Annotated in this window: 16 protein-coding genes; 6 read left to right on the top strand and 10 right to left on the bottom strand. The window is 57.3% G+C overall.

From position 1 onward, the window contains the following. Positions 1–43: 43 nt before the first annotated feature. The 4 genes from odhI (at position 44) to WMP96_RS09010 (ending at position 2,666) form a co-directional block, all read left to right on the top strand. A complete protein-coding gene (gene odhI / locus WMP96_RS09025) occupies positions 44–478 on the top strand; it encodes an oxoglutarate dehydrogenase inhibitor Odhl (protein ID WP_023021587.1) in 435 nt (144 codons plus the stop codon). Between the two features lie 99 nt (positions 479–577). Further along, positions 578–1,324: a transcriptional regulator FtsR gene (gene ftsR, locus WMP96_RS09020; protein WP_239206069.1), complete on the top strand. Its 747-nt coding sequence runs from the start codon at positions 578–580 to the stop codon at positions 1,322–1,324. A gap of 38 nt (positions 1,325–1,362) precedes the next feature. Continuing rightward, positions 1,363–1,956: a bifunctional nuclease family protein gene (locus WMP96_RS09015; protein WP_340433001.1), complete on the top strand. Its 594-nt coding sequence runs from the start codon at positions 1,363–1,365 to the stop codon at positions 1,954–1,956. Between the two features lie 146 nt (positions 1,957–2,102). Continuing rightward, the gene (locus tag WMP96_RS09010) at positions 2,103–2,666 is read left to right on the top strand and encodes a MerR family transcriptional regulator (protein ID WP_411338901.1); all 564 of its coding nucleotides are present in this window, start codon (positions 2,103–2,105) and stop codon (positions 2,664–2,666) included. A 273-nt stretch (positions 2,667–2,939) separates the two neighbouring features. On the opposite strand, the gene WMP96_RS09005 is transcribed toward WMP96_RS09010, so the two are convergent. The 4 genes from WMP96_RS09005 to gndA form a co-directional block, all read right to left on the bottom strand. After that, the gene (locus tag WMP96_RS09005; protein ID WP_239206065.1) at positions 2,940–3,785 is read right to left on the bottom strand and encodes a hypothetical protein; all 846 of its coding nucleotides are present in this window, start codon (positions 3,783–3,785) and stop codon (positions 2,940–2,942) included. Between the two features lie 40 nt (positions 3,786–3,825). Beyond that, the gene (locus WMP96_RS09000; protein WP_340432998.1) at positions 3,826–4,674 is read right to left on the bottom strand and encodes a 3-methyladenine DNA glycosylase; all 849 of its coding nucleotides are present in this window, start codon (positions 4,672–4,674) and stop codon (positions 3,826–3,828) included. Between the two features lie 19 nt (positions 4,675–4,693). Continuing rightward, on the bottom strand, positions 4,694–5,995 hold the full coding sequence (locus WMP96_RS08995; RefSeq protein ID WP_239206061.1) for a DEAD/DEAH box helicase: 1,302 nt from the start codon (positions 5,993–5,995) through the stop codon (positions 4,694–4,696). Positions 5,996–6,100: 105 nt separating this feature from the next. Beyond that, on the bottom strand, positions 6,101–7,552 hold the full coding sequence (gene gndA, locus WMP96_RS08990; protein ID WP_239206059.1) for an NADP-dependent phosphogluconate dehydrogenase: 1,452 nt from the start codon (positions 7,550–7,552) through the stop codon (positions 6,101–6,103). Between the two features lie 59 nt (positions 7,553–7,611). On the opposite strand from gndA, the gene WMP96_RS08985 reads away from it, so the two are divergent. Then, positions 7,612–8,058, top strand: a complete 447-nt coding sequence (locus tag WMP96_RS08985; RefSeq protein WP_340432996.1) for a PaaI family thioesterase — start codon at positions 7,612–7,614, stop codon at positions 8,056–8,058. Here the strand turns inward: WMP96_RS08985 and WMP96_RS08980 are convergent. Both WMP96_RS08980 and WMP96_RS08975 read right to left on the bottom strand, forming a co-directional pair. Continuing rightward, positions 8,055–9,221 carry a saccharopine dehydrogenase family protein gene (locus tag WMP96_RS08980; protein WP_034655349.1) on the bottom strand — a complete coding sequence of 389 codons (1,167 nt, stop codon included), beginning with the start codon at positions 9,219–9,221 and terminating at the stop codon, positions 8,055–8,057. The genes WMP96_RS08985 and WMP96_RS08980 overlap by 4 nt on opposite strands. A 23-nt stretch (positions 9,222–9,244) precedes the next feature. Further along, a complete protein-coding gene (locus tag WMP96_RS08975; protein ID WP_239206055.1) occupies positions 9,245–10,318 on the bottom strand; it encodes a magnesium and cobalt transport protein CorA in 1,074 nt (357 codons plus the stop codon). Between the two features lie 108 nt (positions 10,319–10,426). On the opposite strand from WMP96_RS08975, the gene WMP96_RS08970 reads away from it, so the two are divergent. Beyond that, positions 10,427–11,029, top strand: a complete 603-nt coding sequence (locus WMP96_RS08970; RefSeq protein ID WP_034655351.1) for a class I SAM-dependent methyltransferase — start codon at positions 10,427–10,429, stop codon at positions 11,027–11,029. On the opposite strand, the gene WMP96_RS08965 is transcribed toward WMP96_RS08970, so the two are convergent. The 4 genes from WMP96_RS08965 to WMP96_RS08950 form a co-directional block, all read right to left on the bottom strand. Continuing rightward, on the bottom strand, positions 11,026–12,561 hold the full coding sequence (locus WMP96_RS08965) for a bifunctional hydroxymethylpyrimidine kinase/phosphomethylpyrimidine kinase (RefSeq protein ID WP_340432992.1): 1,536 nt from the start codon (positions 12,559–12,561) through the stop codon (positions 11,026–11,028). The two genes, WMP96_RS08970 and WMP96_RS08965, sit on opposite strands and share 4 nt — an antisense overlap. After that, positions 12,554–13,183, bottom strand: coding sequence for a thiamine phosphate synthase (gene thiE / locus WMP96_RS08960; protein ID WP_239206051.1), 630 nt, complete (start codon positions 13,181–13,183; stop codon positions 12,554–12,556). Before thiE ends, WMP96_RS08965 begins: the two co-directional genes overlap by 8 nt. Further along, positions 13,184–13,996 (bottom strand): hydroxyethylthiazole kinase, encoded by an 813-nt coding sequence (gene thiM, locus WMP96_RS08955; protein ID WP_239206049.1) that lies wholly within the window; start codon positions 13,994–13,996, stop codon positions 13,184–13,186. Positions 13,997–14,242: 246 nt separating this feature from the next. Next, on the bottom strand, positions 14,243–15,586 hold the full coding sequence (locus WMP96_RS08950; RefSeq protein WP_340432983.1) for an NAD(P)/FAD-dependent oxidoreductase: 1,344 nt from the start codon (positions 15,584–15,586) through the stop codon (positions 14,243–14,245). Positions 15,587–15,689 lie beyond the last annotated feature (103 nt).

Raw genomic sequence — 15,689 nt, 5'->3', positions numbered from 1 at the left:
AGTATTGTCATAAGTAACTCGTAACTAATCCCCGGAGGTAACAATGAGCGAGAACACCGGAACCCCGGAACCACAGGTAGAGACCACATCTGTATTCCGCGCAGACCTGCTCAAGGAGATGGAAAACGGCGCGAATGGCAACGAGACTGCCGTTGCCGGTACCGATAACCTGGCAGAGGGCCAGGCACTCTTGGTGGTCAAGCGCGGCCCGAATGCGGGTGCCCGCTTCTTGTTGGACCAGGCGACTACCACCGCTGGCCGCCATCCCGAGGCGGACATCTTCCTCGATGACGTTACGGTATCCCGCCGTCACGCGGAATTCCGCAAGAATGACGATGACAAGTTTGAGGTAGTTGACGTCGGATCCCTCAACGGAACCTACGTGAACCGCGAGCCACGCAACTCCCAAGTGCTCGAGGTGGGAGATGAAATCCAAATCGGTAAGTTCCGTCTGGTTTTCATCGCTAACCAGAGCTAACTCTTTCGTAGACCGGCCGCGCTTCCTTTCTAGGAAGGGCGGTGCAGTCTACGTATGGCACGATAAGAACTTTTTCAGGACCCCTAAGAGATAGACACAGTGAGCGCAGCAGATTCTTCGGCAGCAGCAGTACGCCGTACCAGCCCCAAAGCTAAAAAGGCTAAGACTATGTCCATTGGCGTGGTTTTGGAGACGCTGAATCAGCAATTCCCAGACGTCACGGTGTCCAAGATTCGCTTCCTTGAATCAGAGGGGCTTATTAGCCCGCAGCGCACGGCCTCGGGCTACCGCCGCTTCACTCAAGAAGATGTGGACCGGCTGCGTTATATTCTTACTACTCAGCGCGATAACTATACGCCGCTAAAGGTTATCCGTGAGCAGCTAGAGGCCATGGATTCCGGTCAGGTCACCGCCATTGTTTCTGCGGGCCATGCCGAAACCCTCCTGTCCCCGCAGCAGTTTAAGGCCCCTGTCGTCACGCGCTTGACTGATGTAGAGGTAGCCACGCAGGCGGGGTCCAGTGAAGATGACGTCGCATCCTTAGTGAAGTACGGACTCATTCACCCAGATGCTGCTGGGTTTTTCAATACCGATGACGTGGCTATTGTCTCAGCCGCCGTGGCCCTCAAGGCTTTTGGTTTCGGTGCCCGTGAGCTTAAGTCCCTGCGCAATAACGCGCGCCGGCAGGCTGACCTGATTTCCCAGGCCGCAGCTCCAGTGGCACACTCAAACTCTGATACTGCACACCAGAAGGCGGAAGAAATCTCCCAGCAGATGACCGCGCTCGTGGTGTCTTTGCATGCGACACTGGTGAAATCAGACCTACGTGACGAATACCAGGCTTAATACACCGTCATTTCCATCTTTGTGGGAGAGTGGTAGTCATGAGTGATGTAACCCTAGAGTTCCACGGAATCCACCAAGTCGGTCCTGAAGATGATGTCTGCGCATTGTTGCGCTGGCCAGAGGAAAACCGCTTGATCCCCGTGTGGATTTCTCCCATTGAGGGCATGCAATTGGCCGCCGCTTTAGATGGGCACCAGCCAAACCGGCCCAACTCGCACGACCTGATCTGCGAGATCCTTGAGGCAACAGGCGGGGTGGAATCCATAGACGTTGCCAACTACCACCAGGGAACGTTCATGGTAGACATTAAGGCTGCGAACGGCGACGTTTATGATGCTCGGGTTAGTGATGCGCTAGCTGTATCCGAATTTTTCAATGTCCCCATTTCTGCCGAGGCGGAGCTCCTCGCGCAGGTATCCGTTTATGCCAGTGATGCGGATCTGAAAGAATATTTCGACTTGGAGATTTCTACCCCTTCTCAAGATGATTCGGAAACTGGCAGCGAAAACGCGGAGTCTTCCACATCGGCATCAGGGAATGCGCAGGCAGATGCGGTTTTCGAGGCCATGATGAGATCTTTGGGAATGGAAGAAAAGGATTTCCTTTCGGGGGATGATGAAGAAAAAAGTTAATGACACGCGTGTGACTAATGGTGACAATGTGGTTTGAGAAGTCTAAAGTTGTACTTGAAAGTTGAGCAGACAGCGCTTGACGGGTGCATGCGCTTGGCTTTTAATTGATCTTTAGAACTTCCAACAAACCCCATTGGAGTAATTACGTGAGCATTATCGAGGACTCCCAGTCCGAATCCATCTACGTACAGGAATCACTTTTTGATGTCGGACCTGATGAGGAAGTGGGCTACCGCGTGCCTATTGCCTGCCAGGTTGCCGGCATTACTTATCGCCAGCTGGACTATTGGGCACGCACCAACTTGGTGAATCCGTCCATTCGAACGGCACGTGGTTCTGGTTCCCAGCGCCTGTATTCCTTCAAGGATGTATTGGTACTCAAGATTGTTAAGCGCCTGCTAGATACCGGCATTTCCCTGCAAAATATCCGTTTGGCCGTTGAGTCTTTGCGGGATCGTGGTGTCAATGATTTGGCAGAGCTCACCCTCGTATCAGATGGCACCACCGTGTATGAGTGCCGTTCTAACGATGAGGTAATTGACTTGCTTGCCGGTGGCCAGGGCGTCTTTGGCATTGCAGTTCCTGGTATCTTGAAGGAACTGTCCGGCACCATTTCTTCTTTCCCTTCGGAACGCATCGAAGACTTCGCCGAGGACAACGTCGTCGGGCTCGACGAGCTTGCTGCCCGTCGCAAGCGCAAAACCTCCTAGGCTTCGAACATAAGAATCCACCCTATTTCCCGGCTCACGGGGAAATAGGGTGGATTTTTGATCTCCAAACAACGAGCAGCCTACGTTAAGCGCCCTCGGAACCTTGTATCTCTTCGCGTCGCCGGGCCCTAGCCCAAGGCGCTTCAATCCGGCTTTTAACACGGGCTCGATTATTGAAGTGCCACCTGTGCCTAGCTGTCGGTACCTTTACGGAGATAGAAACAAAGGCACCGAACATAATCGTTTGGTACCGAGGGAAAGGGCAGTTGGATATTAAACGCCTGCGGCCTTAGTTATAGCGCCAGTAAGCTTGGCTTCCTCCGCTGAGTCAACGGTGGTGAAACTATCGGCTGCGGACTTTAGAGCCGCATCCACGTTGCCTTCACCTACGTGCACGACACTGAGGGAAACGTCCTTCGAAGCAGCGTCCTTAAGTGCAGCCGTAAATTGAGCATCATCCATGTCTTGCTCGGTACCTGTAGTCACCACGAGCACCCGCGACTTGTCGCCGCTACCTGCAGCTTGGTCGGCAGCGTTAGCTACAGCCGCTACAACAGCGCTGCGCGTTTGTGGAACACCGCCGGTACCAAAGCCTCCGAGCGTGCCGGATACGGCATTGCCATCACCAAAGCCCAAGTTCTGGCGGTAGCCAACCGTTGCCGTCTCAGAGATGGGTGAAGAATAATTCCACAAGGACACAGCCCCGCCGTCAGCAGCTAGGTCAGACGCGGTGGTGCCCAAGGCCTGGGAGACAGGACCGTAGATGGGAGCCATTGAGGAGGAAGTATCCAAAAGAAGTAGGGTATTTGCAGCCATAGTTAGATCGGGCTTGGGTTGTGCTGCGGAACTAGAAGCTGGGGCGGAGCTCCGTGGAGAGGAAGAACTGGTAGGCGCGGCGGAAGTGGGGACACTGGAGGTCGTTTTCGTGGTCATCTCCGTTGTAGCTTCGCTGCTGCTTTCAACAGCTGCGGGAGCAGCGGTATCGTCCTCATCGGCATTGTCCGTACCTCGCAAGAGGAAGGCCACCAAGGCGATGATGGCCAGAAGCGCGATGACAGCCACTGCAATAACCCATCCCGCTACCGCGAAGGTATTTTTCCCATTTGAATGCCGTGCCATGTGGTGTGTTCCTCCCAAGCAAACTGCCGTTGTTAGTGGCTTATTGTAGCGGGGCGAGTGCCTGATCTATCACAGCGACAAGCCTGGCTCGCAGCGGTTCGGCCTTCTGCGCCAGGGAACGCTGCTGAGAGACATATTCGGCTTTGCCTTCAGGGGTTTCGATGGGCACTACTCCGAGACCCCAGTCACGGCAGTCATAAGGAGAGGCCTCCATGTCTAGGATGCGTGCTTTAATCGCCAAATCCAGGCACTCAAGGAATAGCTTGCCAGGAACCAGAGGGCCCAGCTTCCACGCCCATTTATAAAGATCCATCGTGACGTGTACGCAGCCCGCTTGGTCATTTGCGGGCTGGTCTTCGCGGTGCAGCACGGTGAGGTTAAGCGGACGAGCTGGTGGGGTAAAGAAACGGAAGGCATCGTAGTGGGAACACTTAATTGAGTGTTCATCCACAACTCGGTTTGTGCCTTCTGCACCTAGGCGCAAAGGAAGCGAATGGCGTGGGGTGTCTGTGTGGTAAACCATCGCCCATTCGTGCAGGCCAAAGCAGTCAAAGTGGGCGGGGTTGCTTGCAGAGTGGCGAAGAAGATTCGAGATATAACGAACCGAGCTACCGCGGCGTTGTAGAAAGCCAGCCACATCGACGGTTACGCCGTCTGGGGTGGCGTGGTAGTCGCGCCATTCGGCGTGTGGGGGAGTGCCTTCTAGCGCTATTCCTACACCCGGGTGCCAACGCTTCAAGTGGGAAGGCCGGACGGGGTAGTACTCAAAGAGAAAATCGAAGACAGGGTGATGGCTGCCAGGGTGGCGGAAACGCTCTAAGCGGTCGGTGGCTTGCTTTTCGTGTTGTTGTAGCTGAGCTTGCCAATCATCCGGGCTCAAAGTGTGCACGAGGGCATTCCTCCTTGTCTTAGCGGCCGCGGCGACGGGTGTTTCTACTACCTGTGCGGCGGCGTTGAGATGGGGATATCTTCTTTGCGGGCTTCGCTTGGTTCTGGGGGGTGGCCTGCCCAGGCGGGGGAAGGGCGGGACCATTCGGTTTGCGAGCACCCGTTACCTCCTTGAGCACAGGTGCACCTGCAGGATTATCGCGGCCAGAAATATCGTGCTCAGTAGCTGTGACCCCTGCTTTGTTAATAAGCGCGGATATTTCCTCGCGTTGTTCATCCATGACCAAAGTAACGACGGTCCCCGCCGCGCCGCCACGTGCCGTGCGCCCCGCGCGATGGAGATATGCCTTGCGTTCTGCGGGTGGATCGATATGAACGACGAGGGAAACATCCGCAACATCGATACCGCGCGCGGCAATATCTGTGGCAACCAGCACGGGTACGCTGCCATCGCTAAAGCCCTCGATGGCGCGGGTGCGCGCGCCTTGCCCCTTATCTCCATGTAGCGGATAAGCATTGATGCCAGCACGGCGCAGCTTTTTGACCTGCCTATCCACCCCGTGCTTCGTACGCATGAACATGATGGTTTTGCCCTGGCGAGCAGCAATTCGCAAGGCAACTTCATTCCGCGCCGGACGGTCACCGACGAAAAAGAGATGATGGGACATGGAGTCCACCGCAGCTTGAACCGGAGCTGTGGAGTGGACAATAGGATCGTGGAGGAATTGCTCCACCAGCTTATTGACGTCCCCGTCGAGGGTCGCCGAAAACAGCAATCGCTGACCTGTTGCTGGGGTCAACCGCAGGAGTTTGCGTACCTGGGGTAGAAAGCCCATATCGGCCATTTGGTCGGCCTCATCAAGGGTGGTGATGCAGACCGCATCCAAATGCAGCTTTCCCTGGTTTATGAGATCTTGGGCGCGGCCAGGGGTGGCGACGAGAACATCGACGGGGCGTGCCAGCGAGCGGATATGGTGATTGATATTTACCCCACCCACCACGGCGAGAACTCTCAAGCCAAGCGTTGCCGCAGGTTCATCAAGACGCTGGTAAATCTGGGTGGCCAACTCCCGGGTTGGCGCAAGAATGAGCGCACGGGGATGAGCGGGCTTGGAAGCACCCGTTCCGGCAAGGCGGGCGAGCATGGGTAAACCGAAGGTAAAGGTCTTTCCGGAACCGGTAGGGCCGCGGCCGAGTACATCTTTGCCTGCGAGGACGTCGGGAATCGCGGCGCTTTGGATGGGAAATGGTTCGGTGATGCCTTGGTCACGCAATACGTGCACTAGGCGCTGGGGTAAGCCGAGATCGGCAAAGGTAGTCATTGTTTACCCATACTATCGGCAATAAGGCGGATCGCCGCATTCGTGTGGAAGCGCCTGCTAAATATGGGAAAGGGCCCCGAAGGGCCCCATCAAAGCAATACGAATCTAGTCGGTTTGGGTCAAGCTGCGGTTGCCAGACCACTCGATGTGGAAGGTACCTGGCTTATCGGTGCGCTTGAAGGTGTGTGCGCCGAAGAAATCGCGCTGGCCTTGAATCAGGGCGGCGGGAAGGCGCTCGGCACGCAGGCTGTCGTAATAGGAGAGGGAAGAGGCAAAGACTGGGGCCGGTAGGCCCAGCTGAGTGGCAGCGACAACTACTCGGCGCCACGGATCGATGAGGTCTTCCAGCTCACCCTTGAAGTAAGGATCGAGGATGAGGGCAGGAAGGTCTGCATTATTGTCGTAGGCTGCGCGGATGCGATCCAGGAACTTCGCCCGGATGATGCAGCCGCCACGCCAGATAGTAGCTAGGTCGCGAGGGTCCACATCCCATCCGAATTCCTCGGATCCAGCCTTGATCTCATCGAAGCCTTGGGAGTAAGCAATGAGCTTGGCTGCATAAAGGGCGCGGCGCACGTCTTCAATAAACTCGGCTTTGTCCACGTCCAGCTCCTGGATAGTGCCGGCAGGCAGCTGGCCTTCTTGGGCAGCGCTGCGCTGCGCGGTGGAGGAGGAAAGCGCGCGGGCGAAGACCGATTCGGCGATGCCGGTAATGGGAACACCGAGCTCCAAGCCATTGATGGCAGTCCAGCGGCCGGTGCCCTTTTGACCGGCGGCGTCTACGATGACGTCGACAAGCGGGGCACCAGTCTCCGGATCCTTTTGGGCCAAAACCTCGGCGGTTATTTCAATGAGATAGGAGTCAAGGTCGCCGGAGTTCCATTCGCGGAATACCTCCGCGATCTCGGCCGGCTCCATGCCTGCACCGTAACGCAGTAGCTGATAAGCCTCGCCGATGACCTGCATATCGGCGTATTCGATACCATTGTGGACCATCTTTACAAAGTGGCCGGCGCCATCTGGACCAATGTGGGTAACGCATGGAGTGCCATCAACATTAGCGGCGATGGACTCAAGAATCGGGCCAAGAGTCTCCCAGGATTCCTTCGGGCCACCAGGCATGATGGCCGGGCCATTGAGCGCACCCTCCTCGCCGCCAGAGATGCCAGCACCCACAAAGTGCTTGCCGCGGGCGGCTACGTCCTTCTCGCGGCGAATGGTGTCCGTGAACAGCGCGTTACCGCCATCAATAATGACATCGCCCTCATCCATGGCCTCAGCCAGCTGATCGATGACCGCATCGGTGGCCTTGCCAGCCTTAACCATGATGATTGCCTTGCGTGGGCGCTCCAAAGAAGCCACGAAGTCCTCGATGGTCTCCGAAGGCACGAAATTGCCTTCCTCACCGTGAGCCTCAATGAGCGCATGGGTCTTTTCAGGGCTGCGGTTGTAGACCGCTACGGTATTGCCGTTGCGGGCAAAGTTACGGGCCAAATTAGATCCCATGACCGCCAATCCCACGACGCCAATTTGAGCAAGTTCATTCTTATCAGTCATGCTGCCTATCCTACGTCACTGGGATGCGGTGCTGTCATCAATGGCTAGGCTGGTGGACTATGTCGGATACGCAGAAACTCAATGACTTGCTTCACCTCGCTCATACGCGGGTACTCACTGCAGAAGAATTGGCGTCACTTAATGCCCTCAATGGCGGCCTTGCGGAATTGATAGGGCTGCAATTTACCCATATAGGCCCGCGCGAGGCGCGTGCGAAACTGCAGGTTAAGCCCGAGCATCATCAGCCCTGGGGAGTGGCCAATGGCGGGCTGTACTGCTCCATTGCAGAAACCGTGGCCTCCATCGCGAGCGTGGTGGCTGCCGACGCCCCCGCAGTAGGAGTGAATACTTCCAGTGACTTTATCCGCTCTACGGGACAGGGGGAACTGGAGGCTGTGGCCACACCAGTGCAGCTTGGTAGGCGCACCCACCTGTGGAGCGTTGAGATGCGCCAAGGCGGGGAGCTCATTGCCCGCACCACTTTGCGCACCATGATTTTGCGTTAGCTCACCCGCTCGGCAGTAAAGGACATCCCGTGGGAGGATAGCCGTTCCAAATACGGCTCAGCTAGTCCGGTGGCCGGGGTAAGCACGCCTCCTGTGCGGTCAGAGTCGGCGCGCGATTCGAGAAGGCAGAGTGCAGCCTGGCTCAGCATCATGGCGGTAACCTCGTAGCCAGGGTCGCCTTGTGCTGAGACGGTTGCATGCCAGCGCTCGCCGTCCTCAGTCACGCCGTGGTGGCTGACTTGGAAATGCGCGCCTTCAAGCCCAGGCGTGGGCAGGACCTTTTCCACCACGGGGCGCAAGCGTGATTGGGTGCCATCAAAAAGCAGCTTGGTGGCGAGTGCCAGTCCATAGGCCCGTGCACGACCGGCTAGCCCAGTGCCTGCAAACCACGCTTCCTTATAAAACAAGCGCTTGCCCCACGCCCGCCCAAGCAGAGCGTTGGAGCGGCGCACCACGCGGGTATTAAACATGGACATGAAAAATGGACCCACCCAGCCCACGCCGTCGACTTCTTTGATTTCGAAGTCATTTTGGAGGCCGTCTAAGCGTGGCCCGGCCTTGGGATCCGGATCTAGTGAGTAAGGATTGTGCAGGTTGCGGGCCACATCTTTATCCGCGTGCGCGGCATGCGAGACCTGCAGGGAAGACTCGATGGTGCCCGGTGAGATTCCGCCTTTGAGCTTGTCGACGACCATCTGCACCCGTGCAAACGGCTTTCCTGCCGCCTGGTAGAGATTGAGCATGCCAATATCCGAGGGGACGGAATCGAAGCCGCAGGAATGAACGATGCGCGCACCTGTAGATTCGGCCACGGCATGGTGGGAATCGATGCTGCGGCGAATAAAGGGAACCTCACCGCACAGGTCAACATAGTCTACGCCATGGCGCGCGCAGGCGGCAACGACGTTATCCCCATAAAGGCTGTAGGGTCCGATCACGGTGATTAGTACCTTGGTATGTTCCACCATGTGCTCCACAGCGTCGGCATCATCGGCGGCGGCGATGGCGATGTCCCAGTGCTGATTGAGTTCATCGCGCAGCGCGGCTAGCACCGGTCGGTTCCGGCCGGCCAGAGTCACAGAGGGCGCGTTAATCGAGGCAAGGTAGCGCGCCACCAATTGCCCGACAAGCCCGGTGGCACCATAGACAGTGATATCGCTCATAGTATACGAGCGTACCGCAGTCTTTAGAGCCAGTGGTTCTTTCGGAACCAAGCCCACAGGCCCACAACGACCACAATCATAATGATAATCGCCATGGGGTAGCCCAAAGCCCAATGCAGTTCCGGCATGATGTCGAAGTTCATACCGTAGATACCGGCCACCAGGGTGGGCGCAGCCCACATGCCAACGACCGCAGAAATGGTGCGCATATCTGAGTTTTGCTGCATGGTTACCTTGGCCACCGAGGCATCGATAAGCGAGGTAAGGCGCTCATCGAAGCTGGAGACCTGGTCTTTGACTACGAGCTCGTGGTCGTTGACGTCGCGCAGATACGAGCGCAATTGCTTAGAAATCAGATCCTTGTGGTCAGAGACCATGGATTTCAGTGCCACCGAAAGTGGGTCGATGGCATGCTTCATCTCCAGCACCTCACGCTTGAACATGTAAATGCGGTCCACATCAAACTTGAGGTTCGGGGTAAAGATTTCTTCTTCCAGCTCATCGACCTCAATGCTGATAAGGCGGGAGATTTCCGAGTAGCGGTCCACCATCATATCCAGGATCTTCCAGGCCATGGCCACCGGGCCAAGCTCTACCAAGTCCTGCTCATCTTCCACGGTATAAGCCAAGTTGGGCAGCTTTGCGCCGTGGCGCACGGTGATGATGAAGTTGGAGCCCATGATCATCTGGATCTCACCGGTGGAAATGATCTGGCGCTTATCCGTTACTTCATCGTGGTCGCGATAGTTCACGGAGCGGGCGACGACGAAGAGCTGGTCATCGTAGCGTTCGAGTTTGGGACGCTGGTGAGCCATAACTGCGTCTTCCACGATGAGTTCGTGAATGCCAAACTGTGAGGCTACCTTGGTCATCTGGGACTCATAGGGCTCGTGCAGGCCCACCCAAATAAATCCGCGTCCGTATTCTTCTATGGCTTCCAGCGCGGAGCTGGTGGAATACTCCCCGGGTAGCGCCTCGCCATCCACAAAGACGCGGCAATGTTCGATGGCGCGCTCCGGTGGTACCGGCAGGGAGGTGGGCTTACTTGGAGGCTCGGGTTTCTTGCGGCCCCTAAAGGGTGAAGGTACGGATGGCATCGTTTCAGCCTCCTTTGCGCGGTAGTGCGGACAAGTTCGCAAAAATTCGACGGCGATTTTATGCAGCGGGTAAATCTTACACCGAAGGCGGGTAATATAATCGAATCTATGCCTACGTGGAAAGAAGTAACCGAAGCTAATCCCGAGCACTCCCATAATTTTGCCCGCAAATGGAAGCTGCTTGCCGCACAAGGCAAGGACATCAATGGCGAGGCCCGGCTTATTGATGCCATGGTCGAGCGCAACTCCACCATCCTCGACGCCGGCTGTGGCACTGGCCGAGTCGGTGGCGAATTGCTTCGCCGCGGCCACAGCGTCGTGGGAGTCGACGTAGATCCCATTCTTATTGAGCACGCAGAGCACGACTTTCCGGACGGCCACTGGTTCGTTGGAGACCTGTGCGAGGAAGAGGTGCCGGAAGGCCCCTTTGATATCGCCGTGTCTGCCGGCAATGTGATGGGCTTTCTAGCAAAAGAAGGCCGCGAGCCCGCTTTGCGCAATATCTTTAATTCTCTCAAACCAGGTGGTCGCCTGGTCACCGGCTTCGGCGAGGGCCGGGGCTGGGAGTTCTCCGACTTTCTTGATATGGCGCAGAAGGTGGGCTACCGAGTCGACTTCACCTTCTCCTCGTGGGACATGAAGCTATTCTCGGAGCATTCCACCTTCCTCGTCGCCGTCCTTTCGCGTCCGGGGTCGGACCTTCTGGCCTAAAAGCGCCTATCGGCTTGGTCGAAGAAATCTACCTCATGGTGGCTCGCTGTGATGTAGGCGCGCTCGGCCCGTGTACGAGTGCGCTCATCCGCCCCGCTGAGAGCCTGCTCGACAATGTCGAGGCTGGCGCGGACTCCGTTGAGGAAGTCTTCACCGCCGTACATGGAAAGCCAGGAGTGATAGGGATGTTCTGGGGAATCGAAATCTGCGAGGTGTAGGCCTACCTCTGCATAAAGCCAGTAGCAGGGCAATACTGCCGCAGCGCCTACCACGTAGTCATCCGTATGAGTTGAACGGATAAGGAAGTCCGTATAGGCGCTAGTAACCCTAGAAGCTGCGGTAGTGATGCCCTCTTGGAGCCAGCCGCGGTGCAGCTCGGCCTCAACCGCCAAGCAATCATGCGCTCCTTCGGCCCAGTGCAGTTGCTGTGCCGCTGCAGGGGCTAGGCTGGCTAGGCGAGCCAAGGCCTTGGAGTAGGCGTTGAGGTACTGGGCATCTTGGTCGAGATAGAACCCAAAGGCTTCTTTATCCAAAGCGCCCGTTCCCAATGCCCGAATAAAGGGCAGAGCCTTGATAGCCTCCCAGTGATTTCCCGCCAGGTCCCACAGACGTTGCGTGTGTGGTCCGGCCGCAGGAACGCGGGGCTGCTCGACTTTTTCTGGTTCCTTCAAGCTGCCGGAAAGGTAGGGCTGTGGCAGGGTAGAGGCCGCCCGCATGAGGCGCTGCGAGCGGTGCAGGTGGTCCACGGGACCGTGCCCTTTGCCCACCTGGAGCGCATCCGCGTGCACAATGGCTTCGTGCAGCCAGTGGGTGGACCACGTAAGCGCTGCGGTGTGGCTATCGCCGGCTCCAAGCCGGGTAGCCAGAGCAGAGGAGAGGGAGCAACCTGTGCCGTGCGTATTCTTCGTGTCCACCCGGCTCGAGGAGACGCGGTGAACGGACCCATCCGGATTCACTACCGCATTGTCTGCGATATCGGAATCGAGGTGACCGCCCTTGACCACAACTGCAGTAGAAGCTTCCTTCGCCCATTGTTTAGCGGTGGCGATGGCCTGCTCGAGGTCGCCTGCCTCCTCGGTGTTGGTGAGAACAGCCAATTCTTTCAAGTTTGGGGTGATGATATCCACCCGGGAACACAGATCTCGCACGGCCTGTTCGGCTTCCTGCTCCAGCAGCCTATCCCCGCTGGTAGCCACCATGACCGGATCCAAGACCACGGGAACATCCTCCGGCAGGCGGCGTAGGAAATCTGCGACCTTGGCGGTAATGGCGGCGTCAGCAAGCATGCCAATCTTTACCGCGTCTATCTCCACATCGTCAATGACTGCTTCTAGCTGCTCTTGCAGAAATTCCACTGGCGGGACATGTACGCTGCGGACGCCCTGGGTGTTTTGGGCTACCAAGGCTGTTACCACATTCATGCCATATCCGCCCGCAGCGGCAATGGACTTTAGGTCAGCCTGGATGCCCGCTCCGCCCGTGGGGTCTGTACCCGCGATGGACAGTACTCGGGGATAGATACCTTTAGGCATGAAAAGCCTCCTTTAGTCGGCCGGCGGCTGCTGCAGGGTCTGCGGCCGCCATGATGTCGCTGACTACGCAAATGCCGTCAAAGTCGCTTCCCGCCAGTTCGTGCGCGTTATGGTCTTTAATGCCGCCGATGGCGACGGAATCAATGCCGCGTTCCCGTGCGGCGCGGGCGAGGGCCGCTGCTGCATCTGGCCCCATCCCCGCCGGGGCGTTCTTCTTCGTGTTCGTCGAATACACAGGGCCAATACCGATGACATCCGGGCGGGCGTCATCCGAAATGGCAGCAAGTTCGGCGTGGTTGCCAATGGACAAGCCGATAAGTTGCTCATCGGACAGCATCCCTCGGGCTTCACGAAAGGCCATGTCATTTTGACCAATGTGTAGATGGCAGCCGAGTTTTGCTGCTACCTCCACGCGGTCATTGATAAAAAGCGGAACATTGCCGAGCACGGCCAGCAGCTCGCGGGCGGTGTGTTCAATCTGCTCATCACTAGCTTCCTTATCCCGCAGCTGGACGACGCTAACCCCACCGCGTACAGCTTCCTTCACGATGCGAACCACGTTTTCTCGCCCGCCTGCCAGATCTGGATCTGTGACAAGGTAAAGCGACCAGTCGATTGCCATTTAAACCCCTTCGACGTCTGTGAGCTTGATTAGTCCCTCGATGTCCGCCGTCGGGACATCGTAGAGCGCGTCCAGCCAAGCAACGGCAAAGGAGCCTGGCGCGTGGTGCTTTTCAGCTGCCACGCTGCCTGCGGCTCCCACGTGTGCGTGGGCCGCGATGATTGCTTCGAAAGGATCCTCCCACGCCGCCAAATATGCTGCGCAGATAGCACCGAGTGAACAACCAGTACCAATGACGTTTTGGAGCATCGGATGACCGGAGTGCAGGAAGGCAGCGCGCGTGGTTTCACCGGCGTGGACGATAAGATCGCGTGGGCCGGAAATGGCTACTACAGCGCCAGTGTCCCGGGAAAGCGCTAGTGCGGAATCTAACGCGGCTTCCACTTCATCAGTAGATTCGACACCGCGGCCGCCCTGTCCGGTACCTGCGAGCGCAATGATTTCTGAAGCATTGCCGCGGATTGCCCCTGGGCCAAGGGGCAGCACTTCGTGCATGAACTTGGTGCGTTGGGGGAGACCGCCGGCGCCTACCGGATCGAGTACCCAGGGGGTCTGTCCGGCATTCGCACCCGCGATGGCCTCGCGCATGCCGCCGTATTGTTCGGAGCTAGGCGTGCCACAGTTGATGAGAACACCGCCGGCTACCTGTGCAAACTCGCGGGATTCCTCCGGAGTATCAACCATCGCCGGGCTGGCGCCAACGGCCAAGAGGGCGTTGGCGGTGACGTTGGAAACGACCTTATTGGTCAAACATTGAATAAGTGGTGTGGACTCGCGCACGGCATCGTGTGCGCGGAGAAAACTATATCCCACAACTATCCCTTCGCTAGTTCTAACTGAGTGCAGGTTCGATGGGTATTTCTCAGCCGCACCGTGTGCGGCACCCCATGTTGCGATTCTCAGCCTAACAAAGGTCACGGAAACTATGTGCGAAAATCGGCGCTCCAGTGCCCAGTTGGTGTGGTGCTATCGCTATCAATGAGTAACGACAGGAAAATAGAACATCGCCGCCCTTGCCCTGCATTGAGGCAGGAGGGCGGCGATGCGGTCGAGGAGTAATTACTTCTCGTTCTTGTTAATGATGTTGCGCGCGATGCGCTGCTGAGTGGTGATTTCTAGGTTGCCGCGGTCGCGGGAAAGAATATTGGTAGCCCAGTTCACCAGCACGGCCAAGCGGCTGCGCAGACCAATGACGTAGGTCAGGTGCAGGCCGAGCCATGCTACCCAACCAGCAAAGCCACCGAATTCGGTCTTGCCCAGCTTAACGACGGCGTTGAAGCGCTTGACGATTGCCATGGAGCCCTTGTCAAAGTAGTCGAAGGCTTCCTTCTCATTAGCGGTAGATTCCTCGTCCACCTTGGCCTGAATGAGCTTAGCGACGTGCGCGCCACCTTGGATTGCAACCTGTGCCAGACCTGGCAGGCGGTTGAGGGAGATCATGTCACCGACCATGTAGACGTTATTGTGCTCGCCCACAGTCAGATCTTCGTTGACGGAGACGCGACCTGCGCGGTCTGCCTCGACGCCAGCCTGCTCTGCAACTATCTTGCCCAGCGGGGAAGCGGCCACACCAGCGGACCAGATCTTGGTAGCACCCGTCAGGGTGGTCTCCTCCTCGGTCTTCATGTCCTTATAAGTGACGGTATCCGCGGTCACATCGGTCACCATGGCGTTGAGGTGAACCTGTACGCCTTCCTTTTCCAAGGTGCGCTGTGCCTTGCGGCCCAAGCGCTTGCCAAACGGCGGCAGTACCTGTGGGGCGCCGTCAAGCAAGTAGATCTTGGCGGAGGTGGTCCCGTAGTTGGAGTAGACATCGTTGAGGGTGCGGTTTGCTAGTTCGACAATCTGGCCGGTCAGCTCGACGCCGGTTGGGCCAGCACCAACGATGATGAAGGTAAGCAGGCGCTCGCGCTCCGCTGGGTCATCGGTAAGCTCAGCCTTCTCAAACGCGGAGATGATGCGAGAGCGCAGCTCGAGGGCATCGTCCAAGGTCTTCATGCCTGGGGCGAACTCGGCAAAATGGTCGTTGCCAAAATAGGACTGACCGGAGCCCGCTGCAACCACCAGGGAATCATATGCGTAAGTGCGGGAGAACTCATCCTGCTCAGCAGTGACGGTCTGGTCAGCCAGGTTGATATCGGTAACCTCGGCGTTGACGAAGTGAACATTATCCTGATCGCGCAGCAGCTGGCGGGTGGACGGGGCCACCTCACCGGCGGAAATCATGCCTGTTGCTACCTGGTACAGCATCGGCTGGAACAGGTGGTGGTTCTTCCTATCGATGAGAGTGATTTCTACATCGGCGTTCTTTAGCTTCTGGACGGTGTTGAGACCACCGAAGCCAGCGCCAACCACGACAACGTGGTGACGGCCACCATTGGGACGATAAGCGGTATCAGTCATGGATTTATTGCGACCTTCCTCAAGAAAGCTAATGTTTTGTACCCATTCAGTGTAAACACTTCTAACAGAACGTGCATACTCATTGACTGATAAACTTCCGTGC

Source organism: Corynebacterium sp. KPL4035, assembly GCF_037908325.1.
GTDB classification, from domain to species: Bacteria; Actinomycetota; Actinomycetes; order Mycobacteriales; family Mycobacteriaceae; genus Corynebacterium; species Corynebacterium kefirresidentii.
Note: the sequence above shows the minus strand (reverse complement) of the source record. Positions and strands in the feature narration are given on the sequence as shown.

Bases quoted from the DNA above. Each gene is read 5' to 3' on its own strand.
- odhI (WP_023021587.1), top strand. From the start codon at position 44: ATGAGCGAGAACACCGGAACCCCGGAACCACAGGTAGAGACCACATCT.
- WMP96_RS09015 (WP_340433001.1), top strand. From the start codon at position 1,363: ATGAGTGATGTAACCCTAGAGTTCCACGGAATCCACCAAGTCGGTCCT.
- WMP96_RS09005 (WP_239206065.1), bottom strand. From the start codon at position 3,785: ATGGCACGGCATTCAAATGGGAAAAATACCTTCGCGGTAGCGGGATGG.
- WMP96_RS08995 (WP_239206061.1), bottom strand. From the start codon at position 5,995: ATGACTACCTTTGCCGATCTCGGCTTACCCCAGCGCCTAGTGCACGTA.
- gndA (WP_239206059.1), bottom strand. From the start codon at position 7,552: ATGACTGATAAGAATGAACTTGCTCAAATTGGCGTCGTGGGATTGGCG.
- WMP96_RS08985 (WP_340432996.1), top strand. From the start codon at position 7,612: ATGTCGGATACGCAGAAACTCAATGACTTGCTTCACCTCGCTCATACG.
- WMP96_RS08980 (WP_034655349.1), bottom strand. From the start codon at position 9,221: ATGAGCGATATCACTGTCTATGGTGCCACCGGGCTTGTCGGGCAATTG.
- WMP96_RS08975 (WP_239206055.1), bottom strand. From the start codon at position 10,318: ATGCCATCCGTACCTTCACCCTTTAGGGGCCGCAAGAAACCCGAGCCT.
- WMP96_RS08970 (WP_034655351.1), top strand. From the start codon at position 10,427: ATGCCTACGTGGAAAGAAGTAACCGAAGCTAATCCCGAGCACTCCCAT.
- WMP96_RS08965 (WP_340432992.1), bottom strand. From the start codon at position 12,561: ATGCCTAAAGGTATCTATCCCCGAGTACTGTCCATCGCGGGTACAGAC.
- thiE (WP_239206051.1), bottom strand. From the start codon at position 13,183: ATGGCAATCGACTGGTCGCTTTACCTTGTCACAGATCCAGATCTGGCA.
- WMP96_RS08950 (WP_340432983.1), bottom strand. From the start codon at position 15,586: ATGACTGATACCGCTTATCGTCCCAATGGTGGCCGTCACCACGTTGTC.